The following is a 23,644-nucleotide window of genomic DNA, read 5'->3' as shown; positions in this document are numbered from 1 at the left end:
TGCTTTTTTTTTTTGTTTTTCTTCCCCCCCTCCCCCCCCCCACTACCGATCAGAGGCGCTCGGCCTTGCCGCTGGCCAATGCGCGGGCGATCACCAGCTGCGCCTGCTGTGCCGCCCGCGCGTGCACCTGCGCCTGGCGTTCGCCCAGCGCGGCCTGCTGGCTGCCCAGCGCCGCCTGGCGGCTGGCCAGTTCGGCCTGCTGGCTGGCCAAGCGGTTCATGTCGCGGGTGCGGCTGGACTGTGCGGCCTGGCTGCGGGCTTCCTGCATCGCACGACGTGCCTCGGCGGCCGCCTCACGGGCGGCTTCACGCGCAACTGCGGCGTCGCTGGTCGCCCCGCGTGCCGCCTTCGCGGCTTCGGCGGCGGCTTCGCGATTGATGTCGTGCGCGCTCATCGCACTGCGCGCAGCCTCGACCGCCACCAACGCGATACGGCGCGCCTCCTCACCCTGCAGCCGGCCCATCTCGCCCATCTGCTTGCCGAGTGCGCTCTGCTGGCGGCCCAGTGCGCTCTGCTGCTGCCCCAGGTCGGACGCACCCGCGTAGGCACGCTGCAACGACTGGATCAGCATCGGGTCACGCACGATGTAGCGCTCACTGCCCTGGCGGAACCACAGCGCCGGTCCCTTGCCGAGCTGCTTGCGCGCCAGCGTCACGTCGTCGATGCCGCCGTTGGCGAAGGTTGAATCACCATCGACCAGCACGAACGCCTGCGGCGGCGACGTGCTCAGATCCAGCCGCCCGTAGGTGGTGATGGAGGAACTGCGCGAGGTGCTGCGGCCGGCGTCGATGCCGGGGTCGACGTCGACATCCACGTCAACCGCCACATCCGCATCGTCCGGGCCGGACAGCTCCTCGACGTCGGCGGGCTCGGCGGGCGGCGCAGGGGCCACCGGCACCGCCGGCGCGCGCGCCGACATCGGCGGAGCAGGCGGAACCTTCGGCGCCGGCGGCGGGGGCACCACGGCCTTCGGTGCAGCCGGCGGCGCGGGCGGTGCCGGCGGCACCGGCGCTGCGACCAGCCGCATCGGCGCCACGCCCACCACCACCACCGCGGCAGTCAACGCGATCGCCAGCAGACGCGGACAGGACCGGTGCGACTGCAGCGAGAGCAGGCGACGCTTGAGGCTGGTGGTGCTTGGTGCGGCGCTGGCCACGCCCAGGTGCGGCTGCGGTGCCACGCCCAGCTGCAGCAGCAGGCGGCCATAGGCCTGGCGGCTGGCACCGTGCTGGCCGACCACCGCCGCATCCACCGCTTCCTCGCGGGCCTGGGCGTATTCGCGCACCGACAGCCGCAGCAGCGGGTGGAAGAAGAACAGGTGCTGCGCCAACGCGGGCAGCAGGCCCCACTGCAGGTCACGCCGCTGCAGGTGCTGCAGTTCGTGGGTCAGTGCCAGGTCCAGCGCGTCGCCCTGCAGGGCGTTGTCGCCGGCCGGCAGCAGCAGCACTGGGCGGAACGGCCCGATCAGCTGCGGCGAGTCCACCTGCGCGCTCATCCACAGCCGCGGCGCAGGGCGCACGCCGTGCGCGTCGGAGGCCAGCTGCAGGGCCTGCACCAGCGCCTCGTCCTCGCAGGGATGGGCCGCAGCCAGCAGTGCGCGGCAGCGGCGCCACTCACCGAAGGTGCGCAACACCATCAGCAGCACGCCGGACAGCCACAGCGCAGCCAGTGCGACCGCCCACCACGCAACCGCCGGCACGTCCGCCGCAGGCATCGGCATCGCGGCCAGCAGCTGCGCCGAGGCTTCCGGCGCCAGTGGGTACACCAGATCAGCGGCAACGTCGGTGGCGGTCATCGCCACCGCCTGCGGTGCCGGCAGCCAGGCCAGCTGCAGCGGCTGGCTCCAGAACAGGCCGAGCACGGCCTGCAGCGAGACCAGCCACCACAGGCGGCAGCGGGTGGCCGCCGACAGCGACGGCAGCGCGCGGCACAGGCCATACACCAGGGCCACCAGCAGCACGGTCTGCAGGCTGGTCCAGCCCAGCCGTTCCAGCATCGGGATCAGCATCGTGGTGTCCATGGCTCAGCCCTCGTGGCGACGCGATTGGAGTTGGGCAACCAGCGCTTCCAGCTCGGCCAGCTCGTTGTCGCTGACCTGCTGGCGCTGCGACAGGTAGGCCACGAACGGCGACACCGACCCCTGCAGGGTGTTGTCGACGAACTGGGCCACGGCACCCTGCAGCACGCTCTGCGGGCCCCGGGTGGCCTGGTAGCGGTAGACGCCGTCCTGCTGCCGGCGCTGAAGATAGCCCTTCGCCCGCAGCCGTTCCATCATCGTCAGCACGGTGGAACGGGCCAGGCCACGGGCCTCGCCGTAGCCGCTGGCGACCTCGCCCACGCTGGCCGGCGCATGTTCATCGATGTACTGCAGCAGGGCCAGTTCCTGGTCCCCGATCGTCTTGCCACGCATGACACCACTCCCTTGACTACACGTGTCGTCACTGTCAGCTTGACGACAACTGTAGTCAACCCCCCGGAAGTCATGGGCCGACGAACGGTAGGACCATCCGGGGCGGTTAAACCTTTTCCGCCGCCGGTGCATCCGACCCTCGACGCCTTTCCGGAATCCCGCATGTTCCGCCCAACGCTTCGAGTCGTGCTCATGCTCATCAGTGCCCTGCCCTTCGCCGCGGTGTCTGCCAACCAGGACCAGGCCAACGACCAGACCCGCCGGCTGATCCGCCAGATCATGCTGGACGAGCGCATCCCCGGGCTGCAGCTGGCCGTGGTCAAGGACGGCCAGATCGTGCTCTCCGAAACCTATGGCTTGGCCAACGTGGAGAACGGCGTGCTCGCCTCGCGTGACACCCGCTTCCCGCTCAATTCAGCCACCAAGGCTTTCACCGGAGTCGCCATCGCACAGCTGGCGGAGCAGGGGCGACTGGAACTGGATGCACCCGCCTCGCGCTACCTGCACGATCTTCCAGCAGCATGGAAGGATGTACGCGTGCGCCAGCTGCTCGACCATACCTCGGGCCTGCCGGACATCCTCGATGCGAATGGCCTGCTGGGCGGTGGGTCCGAAGCGCAGGCATGGGCGGCGGTCACCGTGCGCCCTGTCGAAGCGCCACCCGGGCAGCGCTTTGCCTACAACCAGACCAACTACGTGCTGCTGGCGCGGATCATCGCGCAGCAATCGGGCATGTCCTACGAGCGCTTCCTCACCACGGGCCAGTTCAGCGGCGCACGCATGGCGCGCACGACCTTCGGCGACAGCTACGACCTGATTCCGGATGTGGCGACGATGTACAGCCTGGCGCCGCGCGCGACCGATGCCGCCGACGCTCCGCCGCGCCTGTCGCACTGGTTCTACGACATCCCGCCGAGCCTATGGGCCGGCGGCGGCATCCTCACCACCGCCGACGACACCGCACGCTGGCTGGTCGCGCTGACCGAAGGCCGCCTGCTGCAGGACCACTCACGGCGGCGGATGTGGTCGGTCGAGCCTCTGGCCGATGGCCGCGCCGGTCCGTGGGCCGGCGGCTGGCCGGTGCTGCAGGCAGCGCCCGACCTGCAGGTGGCCGGCATCGGCGGCGCGCGCTCGGCCTTCGTGGTCTACCCCGCGCGAGGCGTGGCGGTGGTGGTGCTGACCAACCTGGTCGGTGCCAATCCGCAGCGCTTCATTCCACGCATCGCCGATTTCTACACGCCTGCCGCAACGGCTGCGGGCCTCATCCCCGCGGCCCGCCCATCACCGGCAGGATCACCCCGCTGATGTAACTGGCACAGACCGGCGAAGCCAGGAACACATAGGCGGGCGACAGTTCTTCGGGTTGTGCGGGCCGCCCCATGTCACTGTCCTTGCCGAACTCCGCAACATCTTCGGCCTGCTTGTCGGCGGGGTTCAACGGCGTCCACACCGGCCCCGGCGCCACGCAGTTGACCCGGATGCCACGTGGCAGCAGCTGGCTGGCCAGCGCCTTGGTGAACGCATGGATCGCGCCCTTGGTGGCCGAGTAGTCGATCAGCGCCTTGCTGCCGAAGATTCCCGTTTCCGATCCTGTGTTGATGATGCTGGCACCCTCGCCCAGGTGCGGTAGCACCGCGCGCGCCATCTGGATGTAACCGCCGATGTTGGTCTGCAGGGTTTCCTGCAGATGCGCGTCTTCCAGGTCTTCCAGCCGCTCGCAATGCAGCTGGAACGCGGCGTTGTTGACCAGGATGTCGATGCCGCCGAACGCCTTGGCCACCTGCTTGACCGCCTTGTTGCAGAAGCGCGGATCGCGCACGTCACCGGCGATCACCACGCAGCGGCCGCCTTCGCGCTCCACGTGCTGGCGGGTGATGTTCGCGTCCTCGGCCTCGTCCAGGTGCAGTACCGCCACATCGGCGCCTTCGCGGGCGAACAGTACTGCCACCGCACGGCCGATACCAGAATCGCCACCGGTGATGATCGCGCGCATGCCCTGCAGCTTGCCGCTGCCGGCGTAGTCCGGTGCAAGGAAACGCGGCGCCAGCTCCAGTTCGTGTTCATGCCCAGGCTTGGCCAGCTGCTGCGCCGGCATCGCCTCCGGTTGCCGGCGCGCACCGGCCTGGGTCGCGGTCTTCTTCGTTGCTTTTTTTGCCGCGCGCACGTCCTTGGCCTTTTCTTGATCCTGCAGGCGCCGCTGCCGGGCCGCGACGCGCGCTGCGCGTGGATCGCTGGCGGCCGCCTTGCGGGTGGCAGTCTTCACCACGCGCGGGCGATCGGGGGCGGCGACAGTCTTGCTTGCGGTGCTGCCTTTGCGCACCTTGGGCGAGGCTTTGCGGCGGACGGGGGCTTTCTTGGTGGTGGCCATGCAGGTCTCCTCGGGAGGGAAAGGGGCTGCCGGCCAGCGGCCGGCACTACCGGGGGCGGCCCTTGCCGCTCCTGCAGTGTCTCCACCCACGCTGTTGGCGGCGGTGAGCGCGCCGTGTCCACGATGTGCACGGCATTCATTCCGCCACCACGTCTGACGTCGCACCCTGCACGCAATCAAACAAGGAACGCCTCCATGAAACTTGCCATCGCCACCGCCGCCGCCTGCTTTGCCCTTGCCGCCTGCAGCAGCACGCCAATGGCGCAGGTGCAGCCGATCGACGGCGTCATTTCCGGGCAGTGCCACAGCGACATGGTGCGCGGCGCACTCGGCCTGGCCGCTTCGGACGCCACCGTGGCCCGCGCACGCGTGGACAGCGACAGCCTGCACGTGCGGGTGCTGCGCCATGATGGTCCGCGGGTGCCGCCGGCCAGCGAAGGCGGCGACCGCCTGACCATCGAGAAGGGCCGCACCAACAACATCACCGCGATCTACTGCGGCTGAGCCGGCGCGCCCTGCGCAGCACGCGCAGGGTAGCCTGTTCCCACTGGCGCGGCCCGCGCAGGCCGGCCAGTTTCGCCAGTTCACCGCGCTCCCAGCCGGCAAACACGCAAGGGTCGATGTAGGCCTTGCGGCACACCGCAGGCGTGTTGCCCAGCAGCGCTGCCACCTCGCACACCACCGCGCGCTGCGCCTGCGCCAGCGCGCGCTGGCTGGCCGGTTCCGGCAGCTTGGTGGCGGCAAACGCCTGCACCGCCGCCACGGTGCCGCCCCAGGTGCGGAAGTCCTTGGCAGTGAAGTCCTCGCCCATCACCTCGCGCAGGTAATCGTTCACCGCGCCGGAATCCACCGGCTGCAGCGCACCGTCGTCATCGCGGTACTGGAACAGCGCCTGCCCCGGCAGCTGCTGCAGGCGCCGCACCAGCAGCCCCAGCCTGCGGTCGCCCACGGTCACCTCCTGCAGCTGCCCGGACTTGCCGCGGAAGCGCATGCGCACCCGGCCGCCGCGCAGCAGTTCCAGATGGCGGTTGCGCAGTGTGGTCAGTCCGAACGAACGGTTCTGTTGTGCATAGGTTTCATTGCCGACCCGCACCAGGGTATCCGCCAACAGCGCGACCACCATGGCCAGCACCTTTTCCTGCGGAAACCCAGGTCGCTTGAGATCCCGTGACAACCGCCGCCGCAGCGCGGGCAAGGCCTCGCCAAACGCAATGATGCGGTCGAACTTGCCGGCATCCCGCTCTTTGGCCCAGTCGGCGTGGTAGCGGTACTGCTTGCGCCCGCGCGCATCGCGGCCGGTGGCCTGCAGGTGGCCGTTGGCGTGTGCACAGATCCACACGGCGGTGTAGGCCGGCGGGATGGCCAGCGCCCGGATGCGCTGCAGCGTGGTGGCGTCGCGTATCGCGTGGCCGTCAGCATCGCGGTAGCTGAAACCCTTGCCGGCGCGGCGCCGGCTGATGCCCGGCTGAGTGTCGTCGACATAGCGCAGGCCGGCCGCGCGCGCGGCCTGTCGTTCGGGGGTGGAGGGGGTTGGCATGCCTGTAGTGTCGCTGTCGCCATGCCGCGATCCTGTCGATAACACAAGACAAACACGTGAGGGCCGGTTCGCCGCTATGCTCGGGTCTTCACAACCCCTTCCGGAGTCATGATGTCGTTCCCGATTCGCGCCCGTTCGCTCTCCGCCCTGTTGCTGCCGGCCGTGCTGGCCCTGACCGCCTGCCAGGCACCGGCGCTGGATGAACAGGATTCGGCCACGGCCCATGCCCAGCAGGCCGCCGAAGCCGCCAAGGCGCCGGCCGACGAAGCCGGCAAGGCCACCGAGGCGCCGCCGGTCGGTACCTGCGATGCCAGCCAGGTGCAGAGCCTGGTCGGCCAGGCCTACACCGATGCACTGGGCAAACAGGCACAGGAAGATGCAGGTGCCAGCCAGGTGCGCGTACTGAAGCCCAACGACGTGGCCACGATGGAGTTCCTCGGCGACCGCCTGAACATCGAAGTGGACGCCAAGGGCGCCGTCAGCGGCGCGCGCTGCGGCTGAGTCCCGCCCCGCGCCGGCACTGGGTTGCCGGCGCGTTCTGTTGCACCTGCAACCGTGTATTGCGGCGTTGCAGCAACCTGTGATCTAGTCGAGGCATCCGGTGGCCTCACGATGCGCTCCAGGGAATGAGCGGGGACGAGTGTCGCCGCCAACCCTATACGCATCGAGGTAGAGATGGCCCCCCGCAACCGCCAAGGGCTTTACGACCCGCGCTCCGAGCGCGATGCCTGTGGATTTGGCATGGTCGCCCAGCTCGACGATCAACCATCGCGCCTGTTGGTTGATACCGCCATCGCCGCGCTTTCGCGCATGACCCACCGTGGCGGTGTCGCCGCCGATGGCCTGACCGGTGATGGCTGTGGCCTGCTGCTGCGCCGCCCCGATGCCTTCCTGAAACTGCTGGCCAGCGAAGCCGGTATCGCGGTCTCCGCACGCTTCGCCGCCGGCCTGGTCTTCCTGCCGCACGACGCCGACGCGGCGCAGGCCTGCCGCGCGCAGCTGCAGGCGCAGGTGGAAGCGGTGGGCTGCAAGGTTGCCGGCTGGCGCGAGGTACCGACCGACGACAGCGTCTGCGGCCAGCTGGCGCGCGACACGCTGCCGCGCATCGAACAGGTGTTCGTCGACGCCGGCGTCGGCCAGGATGATGCCGGCTTCGCGCTGGCGCTGTTCCTGGCCCGTCGCCGCAGCGAGCAGCTGCTGCGCGAACACACCGACTTCTACGTCACCACCCTCACCCCGGATGCGATCAGCTACAAGGGCATGGTGCTGCCGGACAAGCTCAGCCGCTTCTTCCCGGACCTGCAGCGCCGCGAACTGGCCTCCAGCGCCATCGTGTTCCACCAGCGCTTCTCCACCAACACGCTGCCGCGCTGGCCGCTGGCCCACCCGTTCCGCATGCTCGCCCACAACGGCGAGATCAACACCATCGAAGGCAACCGGCGCTGGGCGCAGGCGCGCAGCAAGGTGTGGAAGACCCCGCGCTTCGACATCGCCGAATTCGATCCGGTCATCTCCATGCACGGTTCGGATTCGCAGAGCCTGGACAACATGCTGGAGCTGATGGTCGCCGGTGGCATGGAGCTGATCCAGGCGCTGCGCATCCTGGTGCCGCCGGCCACGCAGTCGCTGGAATTCAAGGACCCGGACCTGGCCGCGTTCTACGAATTCCATGGCCTCAACAGCGAGCCGTGGGACGGCCCGGCCGGCATCGTCGCCTGCGACAACCGCTACGCCGTGTGTACCCTCGACCGCAACGGCCTGCGTCCGGCGCGCTGGATGCTGACCGCCGACCGCCACTTCCTGGTCGCCTCCGAAGCGGGCGTGTGGGAAGTGCCGACCGAGCGCGTGGTGCGCAAGGGCAAGCTCGGCCCAGGCGAAATGGTGGCCATCGACCTCAAGCGTGGTGACCTGCTCGACTCCGACGCGGTGGACCGCATCAACCGTGGTCGCGCGCCGTACAAGCAGTGGTTGCAGCAGGGCGTGACCTACCTGCAGACCGAACTGATCGACCCCTCGCTTGTGGAAGAGCCCTTCGACGAAGGCACCCTGCGCAGCTACCACAAGCTGTACCAGCTCAGCAGCGAGGAAGTGGAACAGGTACTGCGGCCGCTGGCCGAGACCGAGCAGGAAGCCACCGGCTCGATGGGCGACGACACGCCAATGGCGGTGCTGAGCCAGCGCAGCCGACCGCTGTACGACTATTTCCGCCAGGCCTTCGCGCAGGTCACCAACCCGCCGATCGATCCGCTGCGCGAAGACTGCGCGATGTCCCTGTCCACCCAGCTCGGCAAGGAGACCAACATCTTCCATGCCGGCCCGGAGACGGTGAACCACGTCATCCTCAACTCGCCGGTGCTGAGCCAGCGCAAGCTGCGCCAGCTGCTGAAGATGGACCAGTACGTGCAGGCCAATCGCCTGCTCGACCTGTCCTACAGCGAAGACGAGGGCCTGCGTGCCGGCATCGAGCGCATCTGCGCCGAAGCCGAGCAGGCCGCACGCGACGGCATGGTGATGCTGCTGCTGTCCGACCGCTACCCGGTGGCCGGGCGGCCGATGGTGCATGCCCTGCTCGCCACCAGCGCCATCCACCACCACCTCTCGCGCCTGGGCCTGCGCTGCGACGTGAACCTGATCGTCGAGACCGGCACCGCGCGCGACCCGCACCACATGGCCTGCCTGCTCGGCTTCGGCGCCACCGCGGTGTATCCGTACCTGGCCTACCAGACCCTGTTCGATCTGGGCCGCCGCGGCATCCTCAAGCTGAGCAAGGGCGGTGAGCAGTCGCAGATCGGCCGCCGTTACCGCAAGGGCGTCTACAAGGGCCTGTCGAAGATCATCTCGAAGATGGGCATCTGCACCGTGGCCAGCTACCGCGGCGCGCAGCTGTTCGAGATCATCGGCCTGGAACCGGACGTGGTGGACCTGTGCTTCCCGGATACCGCCTCGCGCATTGGCGGCGCCGGCTTCGCCCGCCTGGACGCCGACGCGCGTGAGCTGTGCGCGCAGGCCTGGGACGCACAGCAGGACGTGGACGTTGGCGGCCTGCTGAAGTACGTGCACGGCGGCGAGTACCACATGTACAACCCGGACGTGGTGACCACCCTGCAGCGCGCGGCGCGCAGCGGCGACCCGCGTGCGTGGCAGCAGTACTGCGATGCCGTGCATGCACGGCCGCCGTCGGCGCTGCGCGACCTGCTGGAACTGGTTCCAGCGGCCACGCCCGTGCCGCTGGACGAGGTCGCCCCGGCCAGTACCCTGTTCCCGCGCTTCGATACTGCTGCGATCAGCCTGGGCGCACTGTCGCCGGAAGCGCACGAGGCGCTGGCCATTGCCATGAACCGCCTCGGTGGCCGCAGCAATTCCGGCGAAGGCGGTGAGGATCCCGCCCGCTATGGCACCGCAAAGCGCAGCAAGATCAAGCAGGTGGCCTCGGGCCGCTTCGGTGTCACCGCTGAGTACCTGGTCAACGCCGAGGTGCTGCAGATCAAGGTCGCGCAGGGCGCCAAGCCCGGCGAAGGCGGCCAGCTGCCCGGCCACAAGGTCAACGAGCTGATCGCCCGCCTGCGCTATGCCAGGCCGGGTATCGGCCTGATCTCACCGCCGCCGCACCACGACATCTATTCGATCGAAGACCTCGCGCAGCTGATCTACGACCTCAAGCAGGTCAACCCAACCGCGCTGGTCTCGGTAAAGCTGGTCAGCCATGCCGGCGTCGGCACGATTGCCGCGGGCGTGGTCAAGGCCGGCGCGGACCTGATCACCATTTCCGGCCATGACGGCGGCACCGGCGCTTCGCCGGTCAGCTCCATCCGCTATGCCGGCGTGCCGTGGGAACTGGGCGTGGCCGAAGCGCACCAGGCGCTGCTGGCCAACGACCTGCGTGGGCGCACCCTGCTGCAGACCGACGGCGGCCTGAAGACCGGCCTGGACGTGGTCAAGGCCGCACTGCTGGGTGCCGACAGCTTCGGCTTCGGCACTGCGCCGATGATCGTGCTGGGCTGCAAGTACCTGCGCATCTGCCACCTCAACAACTGCGCCACCGGCGTGGCCACCCAGGACGAACGCCTGCGCGAGAACCACTTCACCGGCCAGCCCGAGCGCGTGGAGAACTTCTTCCGCCTGCTGGCCGAAGAAGTGCGCGGCTGGCTGTCGTACCTGGGCGCGCGTTCGCTGGAAGAGATCGTCGGCCGCACCGACCTGCTGCGACAGATCGAGGCAGCGCCCCGTGATGGCGTGCGCGTGGACCTGTCACGCCTGCTGGCCGACAGCCGCTACGAGGGCAGCCATTGCGCCGCGCAGCGGCTGTACGAATCGCCGGACAGCCTGGCCACGCAGATGGATGGCCTGCTGGCCCCGGCCATCGAGCACAAGCGCGGCGGCGAACACCGCTTCCTGATCCACAACACCGACCGCAGCATCGGCACCCGCCTGGCCGGTGCAGTGGCGCGCGCACACGGCAACCAGGGCATGGCCGAGGCGCCGCTGGAACTGCGCTTCCGCGGCAGCGCCGGGCAGAGCTTTGGCGCGTTCAACGTCGGTGGCCTGCACCTGGAAGTGGAAGGCGAAGCCAACGACTACGTCGGCAAGGGCATGGCCGGTGGCCGCCTGGTGGTGCGCCCGCCACGTGGCGCCCGCTTCGAGGCACGCAGCACCGCGATCATCGGCAACACCTGCCTGTATGGCGCCACCGGGGGCGAGCTGTTCGCCGCCGGCCGCGCGGGCGAGCGCTTCGCGGTGCGCAATTCCGGCGCGCTGGCGGTGGTCGAGGGCGCCGGTGATCACTGCTGCGAGTACATGACCGACGGCGTGGTGCTGGTGCTGGGCAAGGTCGGCCTGAACTTCGGTGCCGGCTTCACCGGTGGCCTGGCCTACGTGCTGGACGTGGACCGCGATTTCGTCGATCGCTACAACCACGAGCTGATCGACATCCATCGCGTCTCCGCCGAGGGCTTCGAGAACTACCGCCAGCATCTGCATCGCCTGATCGGCCGCCATCGCGAGCTGACCGGCAGCATCTGGGCGCAGCAGATCCTGGACGAGTTCCGCGATTACATCGGCAAGTTCTGGCTGGTCAAACCGAAGGCCGCCAGCATCGAGTCACTGACCGAAACCCTGCGACGCGCTGCGTGATGTTTTCCGGTAGTGCCGGCCGCTGGCCGGCAACGTTCCCCCTCGCATTCCAGAGCCCGCCATGAGCCGCAAGCACGCCTTCCAGTTCCTCGACCTGCCCCGCACCATGCCGCAGCGCATTCCGGTGGAACTGCGCACGTCCGGCGACTGGGGCGAGCTGTACGGCAAGTTCGGCAAGGAAGACGCCCAGTACCAGGCCGGCCGCTGCCTGGACTGCGGCAATCCTTACTGCAGCTGGAAGTGCCCGGTGCACAACGCCATTCCGCAGTGGCTGCAGCTGGTGCAGGAAAACCGCATTCACGAGGCGGCCACGCTGTGCCACAGCACCAATCCGCTGCCGGAAGTGTGCGGCCGGGTGTGCCCGCAGGACCGGCTGTGCGAAGGCAGCTGCACGCTGGAAGAATTCGGTGCGGTGACCATTGGCGCGGTGGAGAAGTACATCGTCGATACCGCGCTGGCCAGCGGCTGGCGCCCGGACCTGGGCGCGGTGCAGCCGACCGGCCACAGCGTGGCGGTGATCGGCGCCGGCCCCGCCGGGCTGGCCTGTGCCGACCGCCTGGCACGCGCTGGCATCACCGCCGTGGTCTACGACCGCTACGAACAGATCGGCGGCCTGCTGCAGTTCGGCATTCCCAGCTTCAAGCTGGACAAGGACGTGATCCATCGCCGCCGCGAAGTGCTCGAAGGCATGGGCGTGCAGTTCCGCCTCGGCGTGGAGATCGGCCGCGATGTCAGCGTGCAGCAGCTGCTGGACAGCCACGACGCCGTGTTCGTCGGCACCGGCGCCTACCGCTACACCGATGGCGGCCTCGACGGCCAGGACCTGAAGGGCGTGCTGCCGGCGCTGCCGTTCCTGGTGCAGAACAGCCGCATCGTCAGTGGCGATGACCCTGAGGGCCGGCCGATCGCCGGCTGGGAGGACACCATCGCCCTGCCCGATCTCAACGGCAAGCGCGTGGTGGTGCTCGGTGGCGGCGATACCGGCATGGACTGCGTGCGCAGCGCCGTGCGGCTGGGCGCAGCCAAGGTCACCTGCGCCTACCGCCGTGACGAAGCGAACATGCCCGGCAGCGCGCGCGAAGTGGCCAATGCACGCGAGGAAGGCGTGCGCTTCCTGTTCAACCGCCAGCCGCTGTCGATCGAGGCCGGTGCTGATGACGAAGTGATCGGCGTGACCGTGGTCGAGACCCGGCTGGGCGAACCGGATGCCAACGGCCGCCAGAACGCGGTGCCGATCGAGGGCAGCGAATCGCTGCTGGAAGCGGACGTGGTGATCATCGCCTTCGGCTTCTCACCGACCTTGCCGGCATGGCTGTCCGAGCATGGCGTGGAAGGCCAGTCCAACGGCCGCATCGTGGCCGGCGGCAAGGACCGCCTGCCGTTCCAGACCGCGCATCCGCGCCTGTTCGCCGGTGGTGACGCAGTGCGCGGTGCCGATCTGGTAGTGACCGCCGTGGCCGAGGGCCGCGACGCCGCCGCCAGCATCGTGCGGCTACTGGCCCACTGAGTCCGGCACCAGCAGTACCGCCAGCAGCGCCCGCAATACGTGCGGCTCCACCGGCTTGGCCAGGAAGTGGTCGATGCCAGCCACACGACAGGCTTCGCGGGTGCTTTCCATCACGCTGGCCGTGAGCGCGATGATCGGCACCTGCGCTCGCGCCGGGCAGGCATCGGCGCGGATCGCCCGCGCCAGTGCAAAGCCGTCCATGCCCGGCATGTGGCAGTCGGTAATCACCAGCTCGAACGGCTGCGCCTGCCATGCTGCAAGCGCCGACCGTCCGTCGGTACAGGCGTGGACCTGCAGCCCGAGCGCACACAGGCGTTGCTCCAGCAGATGCAGGTTGGTGGGATGGTCTTCAGCCACCAGCACGCGCGACGCCGGCAATGGACGCTCGTCCGCAACCGCCGCCGAAGGTGCAGCCACGGGTGCCTCGCAGGCATCCAGGTCCAGATCCAGCCAGACCGTGGTGCCTTTCCCGGGTGAGCTGCGCAGCTGCAGCTCCGCGCCCATCGAGGTCGCCAGCTCGCGGCAGATCGCCAGGCCCAGCCCACTGCCGCCGAAGCGCCGTGTGGTCGAGCGCTCCGCCTGGGTATAGGCGGCGAACACCGCCTGCTGGCGCTCCTCGCTGATGCCCACGCCGCTGTCGCTCACCTGCAGGCGCAGCTGCTGGCCGCCGTCACGCTGCTGCAGTACCTGCACCTGCAGTTCCACGTGGCCCTGCCGGGTGAACTTCAATGCGTTGCCGGCCAGGTTGAACAGGATCTGGCGCAGGCGCAGACCGTCGGCCAGCGATCCCGGCTGCATCTCCGGATCCAGCACCACCTGCAGGTGCAGGCCGCGGCTGGCGGCCACCGGCATCAGCAGTTGCTGCACCGCACGCACCAGTGCCGCCAGATCGATGGGCCGCAGCTGCAGTGGTGCGCCCTGCAGGCGCTGGCTGTGCAGGACATCGTCGAGGATCTGCCGCAACATCCGCGCGGCATCATCGACCGTGGCCAGCACCTGCTGCTGGCGCGCCTCCAGCCTGCTGCCCGCCAGCCGTTCGAGCATGCCCAGCAAGGTGCTCATCGGGGTGCGGATCTCGTGGCTCATCGTTGCCAGGAAGTGCGCCTTGGCCTGTGCTGCCTGTTCGGCCTGGCGGCGCGCGTCGGCCAGCGCGCGGGTACGTGACTGCACTTCGCTGACGTCGATCCAATAGCCGCTCCACTCGACGTCGCTGTCGTCGCAGGGCAACGGCCGCCCATGCGAACGCACCCATCGCCACCCTTGTGGCGAACGGGTGCGGAAAGTGACGTCGATCGGGCCACGCGCCAATGCAGCCGTCTCGACACAGGCCATCACCTGGCTGCGGTCATCCGGATGGACCGCGGCCAACAACCGCTGGTGATCGATCCGCGCGGTCTCCACGCTGATTCCGAACAGGGCCTGCACGTCACCGGCGATCTGCGGAAAGCTGTAATGGCCGCCCGCCGACCGACGCGCCTGGTAGACCACCGCCGGCAGGTTCGCAGTCACCTCCTGCAGGCGCTGCTCCACTACTCGGCGGCGCACGCTTTCGCGATGCACCCGCCAGTAACCGTAGGCATGTACCAGCGCCAGGGCGAGCAGGATCAACGAGGCCGGCACCAGCCAGCGCAGGGGCGACGATGACGGGGAATTACGCGGCCGGTCCGGCAGCCAGTCCGCGCGGATCTGTTCGCGCTCGGTATCGGTCAGCTGCGACAGCGCGTGCTCGAAGCCGACGATGACATCGGCGCAGGCGGGCGTGGTCGCCAGCACCAGGGCATCATCGAAACCGGCCGGCGCAGCGATCAGCAGTGCATCGCCCTGGTAGCGGCGCAACGCGGCCTCGACGTCGCCGAGGTTGGCGACGACCGCATCGATCAATCCGGTGCCCAGCAGCGGGAGCGCATCGTCCAGCGCTGCCGGTGGCAGCAGCTGTGCACCCGCTGCCTGCTCGGCCAGCAGCCCCTGCAGCGGCATCCGGCTGGGGCTGGCCACGGTGCGTCCACGCAGATCTTCCAGGCCCAGCACCGGCGGCGTACCCTCCCGGCGGACGATCACCTGTGGCAGCTGCAGGTAGGGCGTGCTGGCCACCCACCCGGCGGGCAGCTGCGAGCGTGGCCACCCCAGCAGCGCCTGGGTGCCGGCCGGCAGCTCATCCCGGTCCACGCTGGCGGCCGGCACGGGCAGCAGCTGCAGTGGCCGTTGCCGGCCCAACAGCTCCAGGTACACCGCGCCGAGCCCCCGTGCCTCACCCTGTTCGCTGGACGACAAGGGTGCGCGGTCGGAAGGCCAGGCGATGCGCAGCGGTGTCCTGCAGCCCGTGGCGGAGGCCGTGGCAGGCAGCAGCAGGCTGGCCATGACAGCAATGGCTGCCGGGAAGCCGGCGACATTCACGGTAGGCATCCTCATCTCGCGGGCGGAAGGAACGGCCGCGCTGCGGTACCGCTGCCTGCCACGCTATCGACGTGCGGACCGACGGCAATGAAGAAAGTTGTAAAAGCATCCAGATAGGGGAATGCCGACATACACTGCCGCCTTCACCCGTAACTGCGGAGCGTTCGATGCGCATCGGCCTGGCTGCCAACCGTCTTCATCACCACGACGCGCGCGCAGCGCTGTTCCGTTGGCTGCGCAGCAGCGAGGCCGGCCTGCGCGAGCTGGGCGTGTCGCTGCATGCGGTCGGTCGCACCCATGACGCGATCGAACGACAGGGCTTCCTGGCCGGGTACGCGGGCCTGCACCGTTATCCCTACGGTCGCGAGGGTGGCCTGATGAAGCTGGTCGCCGAAGTCGTTGGCATGGGTCCGGATCGGACACTGGATGGCGCGATCTACCTGATCGACCCGGTCGATCCGTCCTCGGTATTTCCGGAAGCCACGGCGCTGAAGCGCCAGTGCGTGATTCACGGCAAGCCGTTCATTTCGACCGTGGCCACCGCACGCGACTGGGTCGAAGTGGAGCGCGTCCACGCCGGGCTGGCGGCAGACGGCGGCGCCGACGACCTGCATGCGTTCGAAGGCCAGACGCTGGCGCTGATCGCGCACGATGCGATGAAGCCGGCGATGCTGGCCTTCGCCGATGAGCACTTCGATGTGCTGGCCCGGTTCGGTGAGCGGGTGGCGACGGGCACCACCGGCCAGCGTTTGAACGAACTGGCCTGGAGCCGGGGCTGGCCACGTGATACGCCGTGGGTGACGCGCTACCAGAGCGGCCCGATGGGCGGTGATGCGCAGATTGCCGACCGGGTGCTGGAGGGGCGCTGCCAGCGTGCGATTTTCTTCGAGGATCCGCACGTGGCGCGCCAGCATGAGGCGGATATCCAGCTGCTGGAGCGCGCGGTGACGACGGTGACCGATCAGGCGGTGTGCATTACGGCGCCGCGGGTGGCGGCGCGGTGGGCGGCGGCGGCGGCGCTGCGGGCGGGGTGAGGGTTTCGGCCAACGGCTGAGCGCTTCGTGGTCGGTGGGTCTGCACGATCATGAGGTTGGCCGGGATGGGTGGAATTGCGGGGGACGCCGTAAACCCGTCCCTGGGGGCTTGGCCGCGGCATCCATGCCGCGGACACCCCCGCAATCCCACCCATCCCGTCCTTCGACAGTTTCCGGTGTGCCCACCACGGAAGAAAGAAAGAAGAGCAGGAGCGGGTCGCGCGCTGCGCGAGCTCCATGGCGCGTTGCAGAAGAATGCGTGGGCAACTGCTGTAGCGCTGGCGCTACAGCAGTTGCCTGAGCATGGCCTTCAGGCGTCGCCCTTCCAGCTGGAAGTAGTCGCGCTGCTCGCGCCAGGCGGGGAAGCGTTGTTCCACTTCGTGCCAGAACGCGGGCGAGTGGTTGGGCTGGATCAGGTGGCAGAGTTCATGCACCAGCACGTATTCGAACGCTTCCGAGCGGCCCAGCACCAGGGCCAGGTCCAGTGCCATGCTGCCGTCGGGGGCCAGTGAGCCCCATTGCGAGGACATCACCTTCAGCCGCAGGCGGCTGGGTGCGCGCGGCAGGGTGGGCAGGTACTTCGGCAGCCAGCGCCCGACGTCGGCGCGGGTCTGGGCTTCGTAGAACTCGCGCAGCAGACGGCGCAGGGTGGCGTCACCACCACGGGTGGGCCACTGCACGCAGGCGCCGTGCGCGTCGATCTCCAGGCGCGCATAGCGGCCTTCCTGCCAGCGCAGTGGCAGCAGTTCGCCGCGCAGGGGCAGCACGCCGTCTTCGCCGGGCTGCAGCGGCGCCGGCAGGCCCTGGCCCTGGTACTGGCGCAGCTGCAGTGCAAGCCAGTCGCGGTGCTGTTCCAGGAAGCGTTCGCCCATCGCCAGGCTTGCCCGCGGCGGCAGGGTCAAGCGCGCGCCGCGCTCATCCACGCTCAGCTTGATGCGCCGTGCACGCGGATCACGCACGCGCAGTACCTCGATCTCGGCATCCTCCAGGCGCAGGCGAACGGTGTCGCGCTGTACGGTGGCGGGCGGGGTCGGGCTGATCAGGCGGCGCAACAGACGGCTCATGCACCCAGCATAGCGCTGCTTCGGGCCGCCGGATGACCGGCGGCCGTCGGGCTGCCTGTTCAGTCAGCCTTGCTGAGCTTGAAGGCTTCTTCCAGCAACAGGAACAGGCGGCGGATCTCGGCGCTCTGCAGGGCGAAGCGGGCGTCGAACTCGGCGCGGCGGCCATCTTCGTCGGCATGCTCCAGCTGGTCCAAGGCACCGTCGAGGAACTTCAGCTTGCGCACGATCAGGTCGTCGCCGATCACGAAGGACAGGTTGTCCTCGAAGATCAGCGCCAGCTTGGTCACCTGCTTGCCGGCGTCCAGGTGCTTGTCGATCTCGTCGCAGCGCAGCTCCTGGTGCTGGCACTTGACCACCGCGCCACCTTCCACCGGGTCCTTCATCTCGCACTCTTCGCCCAGGCTCAGCCCGGTCGGCAGCGGCTCGCCGGCGATCCAGCCGGTCAGGATCGAGCGCGGCGCGACTTCGGCGTTCAGCGGCATCGCCGGGAAGCTGCCGAGCAGGCCGCGGATGTCGGACATGAAGTATTCGCCGGTCTTGCGGCTGGAGGTATCCACTGCCACGTAGCCGTGCTGCAGGTCGATGAAGGCGTCGTTGCGCGAGGATTTCACGAAGGCGCGCGGCAGCAGTTCATGCAGCAGGTCGTCCTTCATGCGCTTGCGCTCGCGGCCACCCGGGCGGCGGCCTTCCTTCTCCTCGATCTCCTCCAGCTTGCGCTCGAGCAGGTCGTTGACCACCGCCGCCGGCAGGATCTTGTCCTCCCCGCCCACGGTCAGCCACAGGTGTTCGGCGATGCGGTGGGAGAGCAGCTCCTTCTCCTCGCGGCCGAACGGCGAGATGAAACCGCGCGAGTTCATTTCCAGCGCGCCGACCGGCTTCAGCAGGGCGTGCGGCAGCAGGGTGTCGACTTCGGAAAAATCGGTGGTGGTCGGGAAACGGAAGAACGTCAGGTTGCGAAAGAACATGGAATTCCGGATGGCAAAGAGGAAGGGCGGCCGACCTTAAACGGCGGGCGTCTCGGGATCTGCGTCGGCGTCGGCCGGGGAACCGGCCAGCCAGGCATGGGCGTCGGGCAGCGGCGCGTCGTCGCGACGGCCCAGCGCCATGAAATCGAACAGGGTGGTGTCAGCCAGCTGCGAGGGCCGGACTTCACTCATGGCGCGCGCGATCTGCTCGATGCGGCCCGGGTGGTCCTTCTCCCACTGCTTCAGCATCAGGCCGACCTGGCGGCGCTGCAGGTTCTCCTGGCTGCCACACAGGTTGCAGGGAATGATCGGGAACTGGCGCGCCTGCGCGTACTCGACGATGTCACTCTCGCGCACGTAGGCCAGCGGCCGGATCACCACGTGCTTGCCGTCATCGCTGCGCAGCTTCGGCGGCATGCCCGACAGCTTGGCGTGGTGGAACAGGTTCATGAAGAACGTGGCCACCATGTCGTCGCGGTGGTGGCCCAGCGCGATCTTGGTGAAACCGTGGGTTTCGGCGTAGTTGTACAGCGCGCCGCGACGCAGGCGCGAGCACAGCGAACACATCGTCTTGCCTTCCGGAATGACCCGGCTGACCACCGAATAGGTGTCCTGTTCGATGATGTGGTACGGCACGCCCAGCCCTGCCAGGTACTCCGGCAGCACGTGCTCGGGGAAGTCCGGCTGCTTCTGGTCCAGGTTCACCGCCACCAGCTCGAACGGCACCGGCGCCTTCTTCTGCAGCTGCAGCAGCACGTCCAGCAGGGTGTAGCTGTCCTTGCCGCCGGACAGGCAGACCATGACCTTGTCACCGGCCTCGATCATGCCGAAGTCGGCAATCGCCTCACCGACCTGGCGGCGCAGGCGCTTGGCCAGCTTGTGCTGCTCGCGCTCGGCCACGCGCGGATCGCGGGCGGCGCGCGGCTGGGAACGCGGCAGGGGATCGGGAAGGGAAATCACGGCACTCATGGGTTCCATTCTAACGGCTCGGAGCGGCCACGGCCGGGGGTCGGGATTCCCCTCTCCCGGCAGTCATCATCGCTGTGTATGCTCGGAGGCTGTGGACACTTACAGCCCCGCCGAGATCGTCGAGCACCTCGCCGCCCTGCGCGCCGAGCACCGCCTGCTGGATGAACAGATCACCCGCATGGCCGCCAATGGCGAGGACGAACTGGAAGCCAAGCGCCTGAAGCGGCGCAAGCTGCAGTTGAAGGACTGCATCGCCAGGCTGGAAAGCCTGCAGATTCCCGACGAGCCGGCCTGAGCGGTGGCCCATCCACGCATGGCGTGGATCTACTGCTTCGCCCCTGGTAGATGCCAACCTTGGTTGGCATGCCGTTCGCCGGGCATGGCCATGCCCGGCGCTACCTTCAATCCTGCGGCGCCGGCTCGTCCGGGCGTGCCGCTTCCGGGCTGACCCGTTCGATGGTGTGGCGCAGCTCGCGGCCGAGGATGAACTTGGCGTCCTTGGCCCAGGCATCCAGGCGCTCGTCGAACAGCAGCTTGCTGTTCTCGTCCGGCCACACCAGGCGCAGCTCGCGCAGCTTCTGGATGAAGCCACGGAACAGGGTGCGGTCGAAGAACTCCGGCGCGGCCGGTGCATAGAGCAGGCTCAGACGCTGCGCCGCCTGCTGGCACAGGCTTTCCAGCTCGGCCGCACCCAGCACGCCCGGGCCGTTCTTCACCAGCACCGAAATGGCGATGTAGTAGCGCTCGAATGCCTGCTGCAGTGAATGGCCAATCGCACGCAGGCGGAACACCTCGTCGGTCTGCCCGGTGTTGCGCGCCAGGATTCCACCGTCGTCATCGTTGACGTTCTGCAGCAGACCCTCGCGCACGAACACGTCGATGGTCTGGTCGATGCGCTGGGCGAACTCGTCCTCGCTCCACGGCAGGAACAGTTCGGCCTGCAGGAACGGGTACACCGTGCGACCCAGCTGGACCAGGCCGGTGCGGCTCATGCGGCGGTTGTTCTGGAAGCAGCAGGCCACCCACGACGAGGCGGTGAACAGGTGCAGCACGTTGTTGCGGAAGTAGCTCAGCAGCACCGCGGTATCGCCGCTGACGCTGAGCACATCGCCCAGGGGGTGCTTGACGCGGGTGAGAACGTTGATTTCCTCGGCATGGGCGATGATCCGCTCCGGCGAATGCGGGGTCACCGTCACCCGGTCCGAATACGGCATCTCGACCAGCAGCGTCTTGCACAGCTCGATCTGCGCGATCAGGTCGGCCTCACCCATCGCGTGCTTCGGCGTGGACAGCAGGGCCAGCGCCAGCAGGTTGATCGGGTTGACGTCGGCGGCGCCGTTGATGCGCACCTGGATGCGTTCGGCCAGCGTATCCACCGTGGTCGACAGCCACGCCGGCTTCTCGTCCTCGGACACCGCCTCGCCCTTCCACTCCGGGGCCTTCTCGGCCAGCACGTCGTTCAGCGCGATCGGCTCGCCGAAGTTCACCACCACCTGGCCGTAGTTCTGCTTGAGCACCTTGGGGATGCCCCACAGCAGCGACCAGATCGATTCCTTCTCCTTCGGCCGGCCAGACAGTTCGTCCAGGTAGCTGCCGCCCTCCATCAGCTTCTCGTAGCCGATGTAGATGGGCTGGAACAGCACCGGCTTGCGCGGCTGGCGCAGGAACGCACGCAGCGTCATCGAGATCATGCCGCCCTTGGGCTGCAGCAGGCGGCCGGTACGCGAGCGGCCGCCTTCGACGAAGTACTCCAGCGAGTAGCCGCCGGCCACCAGCTGCGCGACGTACTCACTGAGCACGGCCGAGTACAGCGCGTTGCCGCGGATCGAGCGGCGGATGAAGAACGCACCGCCCTTGCGCAGCAGGGTGCCGACCACCGGCAGGTTCAGGTTGATGCCGGCCACGATGTGCGGCGGCACGATGCCACGGTCGTACAGCAGGTAGGACAGCAGCAGGTAGTCCATGTGGCTGCGGTGGCTGGGCACGTAGACCACTTCGTGGCCCGGCGCGGCGGCCTTGAACTTGTCCAGGTGGTGCACCAGCACGCCCGCATAGATGCGGTTCCACACGTGGCTGAGCATGAAGCTGGCCGAGCGCACCACCGGGCTGGAGTAGTCCGCGGCGATTTCCCAGGCGTAGGCATGCGCCTTCTTCCAGGCGTCGGCCGGCTTCGAGTTGTCGCGCTTGGCCTGCGAGGCGATCGCTTCGCGCACCGGTTCGGCCGCCAGCACCTGGTCCACCAGCAGGCGGCGGGTCGACAGGTCAGGGCCGATCACCGATTCACGGATGCGGCGGAAGTGGGTACGCAGCACGCGCTGCAGCTTGCGTACCGTGCGCTCCGGCTCCAGGCCTTCGTCCACGGTGCTGCGCAGCGAGATCGGCGGGGCGAAGCGGACGATGGTACTGCGGCCGTTGAGCAGCACCGCCAGCAGGCGGCGGAAGCGGCCCACCAGCGCCCAGTTTTCCGAGAACAGCACCGCGAACCAGCCGCTCTGCTTGTCCGGCGCGCGGCCGACGAAGATCGACACCGGCACCAGATGCACGTCCAGGTCATCGCGCACGCGATGGGCCTGCAGCACCTTGGCCAGCGAATCGGAATGGGTCTTGGCGCCGCGCTGCTCAGGGATCAGCGAGTTGCTGGAGCTGCGCCGCGACAGCGCCAGGTAGGCGCGCTTGCGGCCGGTCGGATCACCGGCCAGCGGCACCAGCGGCGACGGCAGCCCAGCCTGGCGGCAGGCCTTGTCCAGGATCAGCGCGTTGGACAGGCCGTAGTCTTCCAGCACATACATGACCGGGCGGCCATCGTTGTACTGGCCCGGGTCTTCCGGCTCGATCTTCAGCGACAGCCACGGCTCGACCAGGCGGCCCAGCAACCGTGCCCACAGCGGGCGGCGGCCGGCCGGACGCGCATGCGCGGGCGGCGGTACCGGGTTCGGGCCGGTACCGGTCGAGGGGGACGCCGGCACCGTATCGGCGGGCGTCGACTGGGATTCTTCGCCGGGGAACGGCAGCGGGTTCTGTTTCGACATCGGCGCCATTATGGCTTAGGCGGCGGCGTTGCCGCTTCCCCACCCTCGGCGGGGGCTTCAACCGGGGCGGGGGCCGCCGCAGCGCGGGCCGCATCGGCCTTGCGCAGCAACGCGTCGGTGTCGGCCAGGGTGCGGGTCAGGTACCAGTGGCCCTCGCGACGGCTCAGCGGTAGCTGCAGGGTCATTTCGCGGCCAGCCAGGTCGTAGTGCAGGCGTACCAGCGCATTGTCACCCTCCACCGAGAGCAGCTCACCGCGCACGCTGCGCAGCGCATCGTCCACGCCCAGCCCGTAGCTGCCCAGCACCGCCTTGAGGGTGTGGATGAACGGCGCGAGCTGCTGCAGGCTGCCTTCCATGCCCGCGGCCTGCATGCCGGCCTCATCCTCGAAGCCGACCTTGCTGGCTGCGCCGACCAGCGCGGCGATGGTGCTGCGCGCGCGGGCGCGGTCACTGATCGGTGCCCCCTGCGCCCAGCTGGCGAGGGTTTCGACGAGGGCGATGTAATGCGCCTGCTGGCCCGGTGTGTAGCCCTTCTGATGGCGCAGGTACTGCACACCGAAGTTGCCCATCGACTGCGCGGCCTGGCGCACGGCACCGGCCTGGCCTGCCAGCTGGCGGTCGAAGCTGCGTTGCAGTTCGGCGCTGGCATTGGGCGCGCGCAGCGCGGCCAGCATCGGCAGCAGCTGGTCACCCAGCGGCAGCTCGGTCAGCGGCCACTGGCTGCGGCCCTCGGCCCAAGCCTGCTGCAGGCGCTGGTACTGGCTCGGCGGTACCGACAGCTTTGCATAGCCGACCAGATCGTCTTCGGCCAGGCGCAGGGCCATCGCCTGCACCGCCGCAACCGGTTCGGCCGCCGGCCTGGCCGGATCGTTGGCCGATTCACGACACGCGGCCACCGCCAGCAGCAGCATGGCTGCCAGCCCCCATCCACGCGCAGACCTTCCTCGCACTGCCACGCTCATGCACTCGGACTCCCCGGACCGGTCCGCATCTTGCGGCCTGCGACGTGACAGCGGCAAGCCGGGACGTCACGGTTTCCGCTGTTGCTTGTGCAAGTCACTGATCAGAATAAAAAAAGAGCCGGGATCACGGGGATCACAGGCTCTTCAAGCCGGCGCGGGGCCGGTGGACAGTGTTGTGGCACATGTCCGGTCCGAGGACCGGATGGCGGCGATCCTACGCTGCCGCTCAAGTTAAGGCAACACTTCACGTAGTGCGCCTTAAACTATTGATTTTA

The 23,644-nt window shown here is 68.7% G+C and carries 17 protein-coding genes; 7 read left to right on the top strand and 10 right to left on the bottom strand.

Annotated elements, in window-relative coordinates; all coding sequences use genetic code 11:
* Window positions 1–49 precede the first annotated feature (49 nt).
* Entirely contained in the window at window positions 50–2,020 is a 1,971-nt protein-coding gene (locus tag ACTJJM_RS08155) for a M56 family metallopeptidase (protein WP_440865389.1), read from the bottom strand.
* 3 nt (window positions 2,021–2,023) lie between these two features.
* A complete protein-coding gene (locus ACTJJM_RS08150) occupies window positions 2,024–2,410 on the bottom strand; it encodes a BlaI/MecI/CopY family transcriptional regulator (protein WP_019661969.1) in 387 nt (128 codons plus the stop codon).
* 192 nt (window positions 2,411–2,602) lie between these two features.
* Here ACTJJM_RS08150 and ACTJJM_RS08145 point away from each other — a divergent pair, with 192 nt between their 5' ends.
* Entirely contained in the window at window positions 2,603–3,715 is a 1,113-nt protein-coding gene (locus tag ACTJJM_RS08145) for a serine hydrolase domain-containing protein (protein ID WP_043397841.1), read from the top strand.
* Here ACTJJM_RS08145 and ACTJJM_RS08140 read toward each other — a convergent pair.
* Window positions 3,672–4,778 carry an SDR family oxidoreductase gene (locus ACTJJM_RS08140; protein WP_049480403.1) on the bottom strand — a complete coding sequence of 369 codons (1,107 nt, stop codon included), beginning with the start codon at window positions 4,776–4,778 and terminating at the stop codon, window positions 3,672–3,674. The genes ACTJJM_RS08145 and ACTJJM_RS08140 overlap by 44 nt on opposite strands.
* A gap of 195 nt (window positions 4,779–4,973) precedes the next feature.
* Between ACTJJM_RS08140 and ACTJJM_RS08135 the strand changes: the two genes are divergently transcribed.
* Window positions 4,974–5,282 (top strand): hypothetical protein, encoded by a 309-nt coding sequence (locus ACTJJM_RS08135; protein WP_010487302.1) that lies wholly within the window; start codon window positions 4,974–4,976, stop codon window positions 5,280–5,282.
* Here ACTJJM_RS08135 and ACTJJM_RS08130 read toward each other — a convergent pair.
* Complete coding sequence (locus tag ACTJJM_RS08130) at window positions 5,260–6,315, bottom strand: DNA topoisomerase IB (protein ID WP_317215736.1); 1,056 nt, start codon at window positions 6,313–6,315, stop codon at window positions 5,260–5,262. The genes ACTJJM_RS08135 and ACTJJM_RS08130 overlap by 23 nt on opposite strands.
* A gap of 111 nt (window positions 6,316–6,426) precedes the next feature.
* On the opposite strand from ACTJJM_RS08130, the gene ACTJJM_RS08125 reads away from it, so the two are divergent.
* The 3 genes from ACTJJM_RS08125 (at window position 6,427) to ACTJJM_RS08115 (ending at window position 12,952) form a co-directional block, all read left to right on the top strand.
* Window positions 6,427–6,816, top strand: a complete 390-nt coding sequence (locus ACTJJM_RS08125) for an I78 family peptidase inhibitor (protein ID WP_029380146.1) — start codon at window positions 6,427–6,429, stop codon at window positions 6,814–6,816.
* A 174-nt stretch (window positions 6,817–6,990) separates the two neighbouring features.
* The gene (gene gltB / locus ACTJJM_RS08120; RefSeq protein WP_440865388.1) at window positions 6,991–11,445 is read left to right on the top strand and encodes a glutamate synthase large subunit; all 4,455 of its coding nucleotides are present in this window, start codon (window positions 6,991–6,993) and stop codon (window positions 11,443–11,445) included.
* Window positions 11,446–11,506: 61 nt separating this feature from the next.
* On the top strand, window positions 11,507–12,952 hold the full coding sequence (locus ACTJJM_RS08115; protein WP_010487309.1) for an FAD-dependent oxidoreductase: 1,446 nt from the start codon (window positions 11,507–11,509) through the stop codon (window positions 12,950–12,952).
* Here ACTJJM_RS08115 and ACTJJM_RS08110 read toward each other — a convergent pair.
* Window positions 12,938–15,346, bottom strand: a complete 2,409-nt coding sequence (locus ACTJJM_RS08110) for an ATP-binding protein (protein ID WP_057504372.1) — start codon at window positions 15,344–15,346, stop codon at window positions 12,938–12,940. The genes ACTJJM_RS08115 and ACTJJM_RS08110 overlap by 15 nt on opposite strands.
* A gap of 167 nt (window positions 15,347–15,513) precedes the next feature.
* Here ACTJJM_RS08110 and ACTJJM_RS08105 point away from each other — a divergent pair, with 167 nt between their 5' ends.
* Window positions 15,514–16,380 (top strand): methylglyoxal synthase, encoded by an 867-nt coding sequence (locus ACTJJM_RS08105; RefSeq protein ID WP_010487313.1) that lies wholly within the window; start codon window positions 15,514–15,516, stop codon window positions 16,378–16,380.
* Window positions 16,381–16,664: 284 nt separating this feature from the next.
* Here the strand turns inward: ACTJJM_RS08105 and ACTJJM_RS08100 are convergent, their stop codons facing one another.
* The 3 genes from ACTJJM_RS08100 to ttcA are packed head-to-tail and all read right to left on the bottom strand — an operon-like array spanning window position 16,665 to window position 19,378.
* The gene (locus ACTJJM_RS08100) at window positions 16,665–17,444 is read right to left on the bottom strand and encodes a M48 family metallopeptidase (RefSeq protein WP_010487316.1); all 780 of its coding nucleotides are present in this window, start codon (window positions 17,442–17,444) and stop codon (window positions 16,665–16,667) included.
* 59 nt (window positions 17,445–17,503) lie between these two features.
* Entirely contained in the window at window positions 17,504–18,409 is a 906-nt protein-coding gene (locus tag ACTJJM_RS08095) for a recombination-associated protein RdgC (protein WP_005411825.1), read from the bottom strand.
* Window positions 18,410–18,445: 36 nt separating this feature from the next.
* The gene (ttcA, locus tag ACTJJM_RS08090; RefSeq protein WP_010487320.1) at window positions 18,446–19,378 is read right to left on the bottom strand and encodes a tRNA 2-thiocytidine(32) synthetase TtcA; all 933 of its coding nucleotides are present in this window, start codon (window positions 19,376–19,378) and stop codon (window positions 18,446–18,448) included.
* 91 nt (window positions 19,379–19,469) lie between these two features.
* Here ttcA and ACTJJM_RS08085 point away from each other — a divergent pair, with 91 nt between their 5' ends.
* Window positions 19,470–19,673 (top strand): YdcH family protein, encoded by a 204-nt coding sequence (locus ACTJJM_RS08085; protein ID WP_005421068.1) that lies wholly within the window; start codon window positions 19,470–19,472, stop codon window positions 19,671–19,673.
* A 106-nt stretch (window positions 19,674–19,779) separates the two neighbouring features.
* Here the strand turns inward: ACTJJM_RS08085 and plsB are convergent, their stop codons facing one another.
* Together plsB and ACTJJM_RS08075 are read right to left on the bottom strand one after the other, a co-directional pair.
* Window positions 19,780–22,416, bottom strand: a complete 2,637-nt coding sequence (plsB, locus tag ACTJJM_RS08080) for a glycerol-3-phosphate 1-O-acyltransferase PlsB (RefSeq protein ID WP_029380147.1) — start codon at window positions 22,414–22,416, stop codon at window positions 19,780–19,782.
* The gene (locus ACTJJM_RS08075; RefSeq protein ID WP_019338155.1) at window positions 22,416–23,369 is read right to left on the bottom strand and encodes a hypothetical protein; all 954 of its coding nucleotides are present in this window, start codon (window positions 23,367–23,369) and stop codon (window positions 22,416–22,418) included. Before ACTJJM_RS08075 ends, plsB begins: the two co-directional genes overlap by 1 nt.
* Between the last annotated feature and the right edge of the window lie 275 nt (window positions 23,370–23,644).

This window comes from Stenotrophomonas sp. 22692 (assembly GCF_052045015.1).
Lineage (GTDB): Bacteria > Pseudomonadota > Gammaproteobacteria > Xanthomonadales > Xanthomonadaceae > Stenotrophomonas > Stenotrophomonas geniculata.
This window is presented reverse-complemented; position numbering and strand designations above follow the sequence as displayed.

What these genes read in the sequence shown, in the direction of transcription:
- ACTJJM_RS08140 (WP_049480403.1), bottom strand. Translation starts at nt 4,778, where the DNA reads ATGGCCACCACCAAGAAAGCCCCCGTCCGCCGCAAAGCCTCGCCCAAG.
- ACTJJM_RS08125 (WP_029380146.1), top strand. Translation starts at nt 6,427, where the DNA reads ATGTCGTTCCCGATTCGCGCCCGTTCGCTCTCCGCCCTGTTGCTGCCG.
- ACTJJM_RS08075 (WP_019338155.1), bottom strand. Translation starts at nt 23,369, where the DNA reads ATGAGCGTGGCAGTGCGAGGAAGGTCTGCGCGTGGATGGGGGCTGGCA.
- gltB (WP_440865388.1), top strand. Translation starts at nt 6,991, where the DNA reads ATGGCCCCCCGCAACCGCCAAGGGCTTTACGACCCGCGCTCCGAGCGC.
- ttcA (WP_010487320.1), bottom strand. Translation starts at nt 19,378, where the DNA reads ATGAGTGCCGTGATTTCCCTTCCCGATCCCCTGCCGCGTTCCCAGCCG.
- ACTJJM_RS08115 (WP_010487309.1), top strand. Translation starts at nt 11,507, where the DNA reads ATGAGCCGCAAGCACGCCTTCCAGTTCCTCGACCTGCCCCGCACCATG.
- ACTJJM_RS08130 (WP_317215736.1), bottom strand. Translation starts at nt 6,315, where the DNA reads ATGCCAACCCCCTCCACCCCCGAACGACAGGCCGCGCGCGCGGCCGGC.
- ACTJJM_RS08145 (WP_043397841.1), top strand. Translation starts at nt 2,603, where the DNA reads ATGCTCATCAGTGCCCTGCCCTTCGCCGCGGTGTCTGCCAACCAGGAC.
- ACTJJM_RS08135 (WP_010487302.1), top strand. Translation starts at nt 4,974, where the DNA reads ATGAAACTTGCCATCGCCACCGCCGCCGCCTGCTTTGCCCTTGCCGCC.
- ACTJJM_RS08100 (WP_010487316.1), bottom strand. Translation starts at nt 17,444, where the DNA reads ATGAGCCGTCTGTTGCGCCGCCTGATCAGCCCGACCCCGCCCGCCACC.
- ACTJJM_RS08155 (WP_440865389.1), bottom strand. Translation starts at nt 2,020, where the DNA reads ATGGACACCACGATGCTGATCCCGATGCTGGAACGGCTGGGCTGGACC.
- ACTJJM_RS08150 (WP_019661969.1), bottom strand. Translation starts at nt 2,410, where the DNA reads ATGCGTGGCAAGACGATCGGGGACCAGGAACTGGCCCTGCTGCAGTAC.
- ACTJJM_RS08105 (WP_010487313.1), top strand. Translation starts at nt 15,514, where the DNA reads ATGCGCATCGGCCTGGCTGCCAACCGTCTTCATCACCACGACGCGCGC.
- plsB (WP_029380147.1), bottom strand. Translation starts at nt 22,416, where the DNA reads ATGGCGCCGATGTCGAAACAGAACCCGCTGCCGTTCCCCGGCGAAGAA.
- ACTJJM_RS08095 (WP_005411825.1), bottom strand. Translation starts at nt 18,409, where the DNA reads ATGTTCTTTCGCAACCTGACGTTCTTCCGTTTCCCGACCACCACCGAT.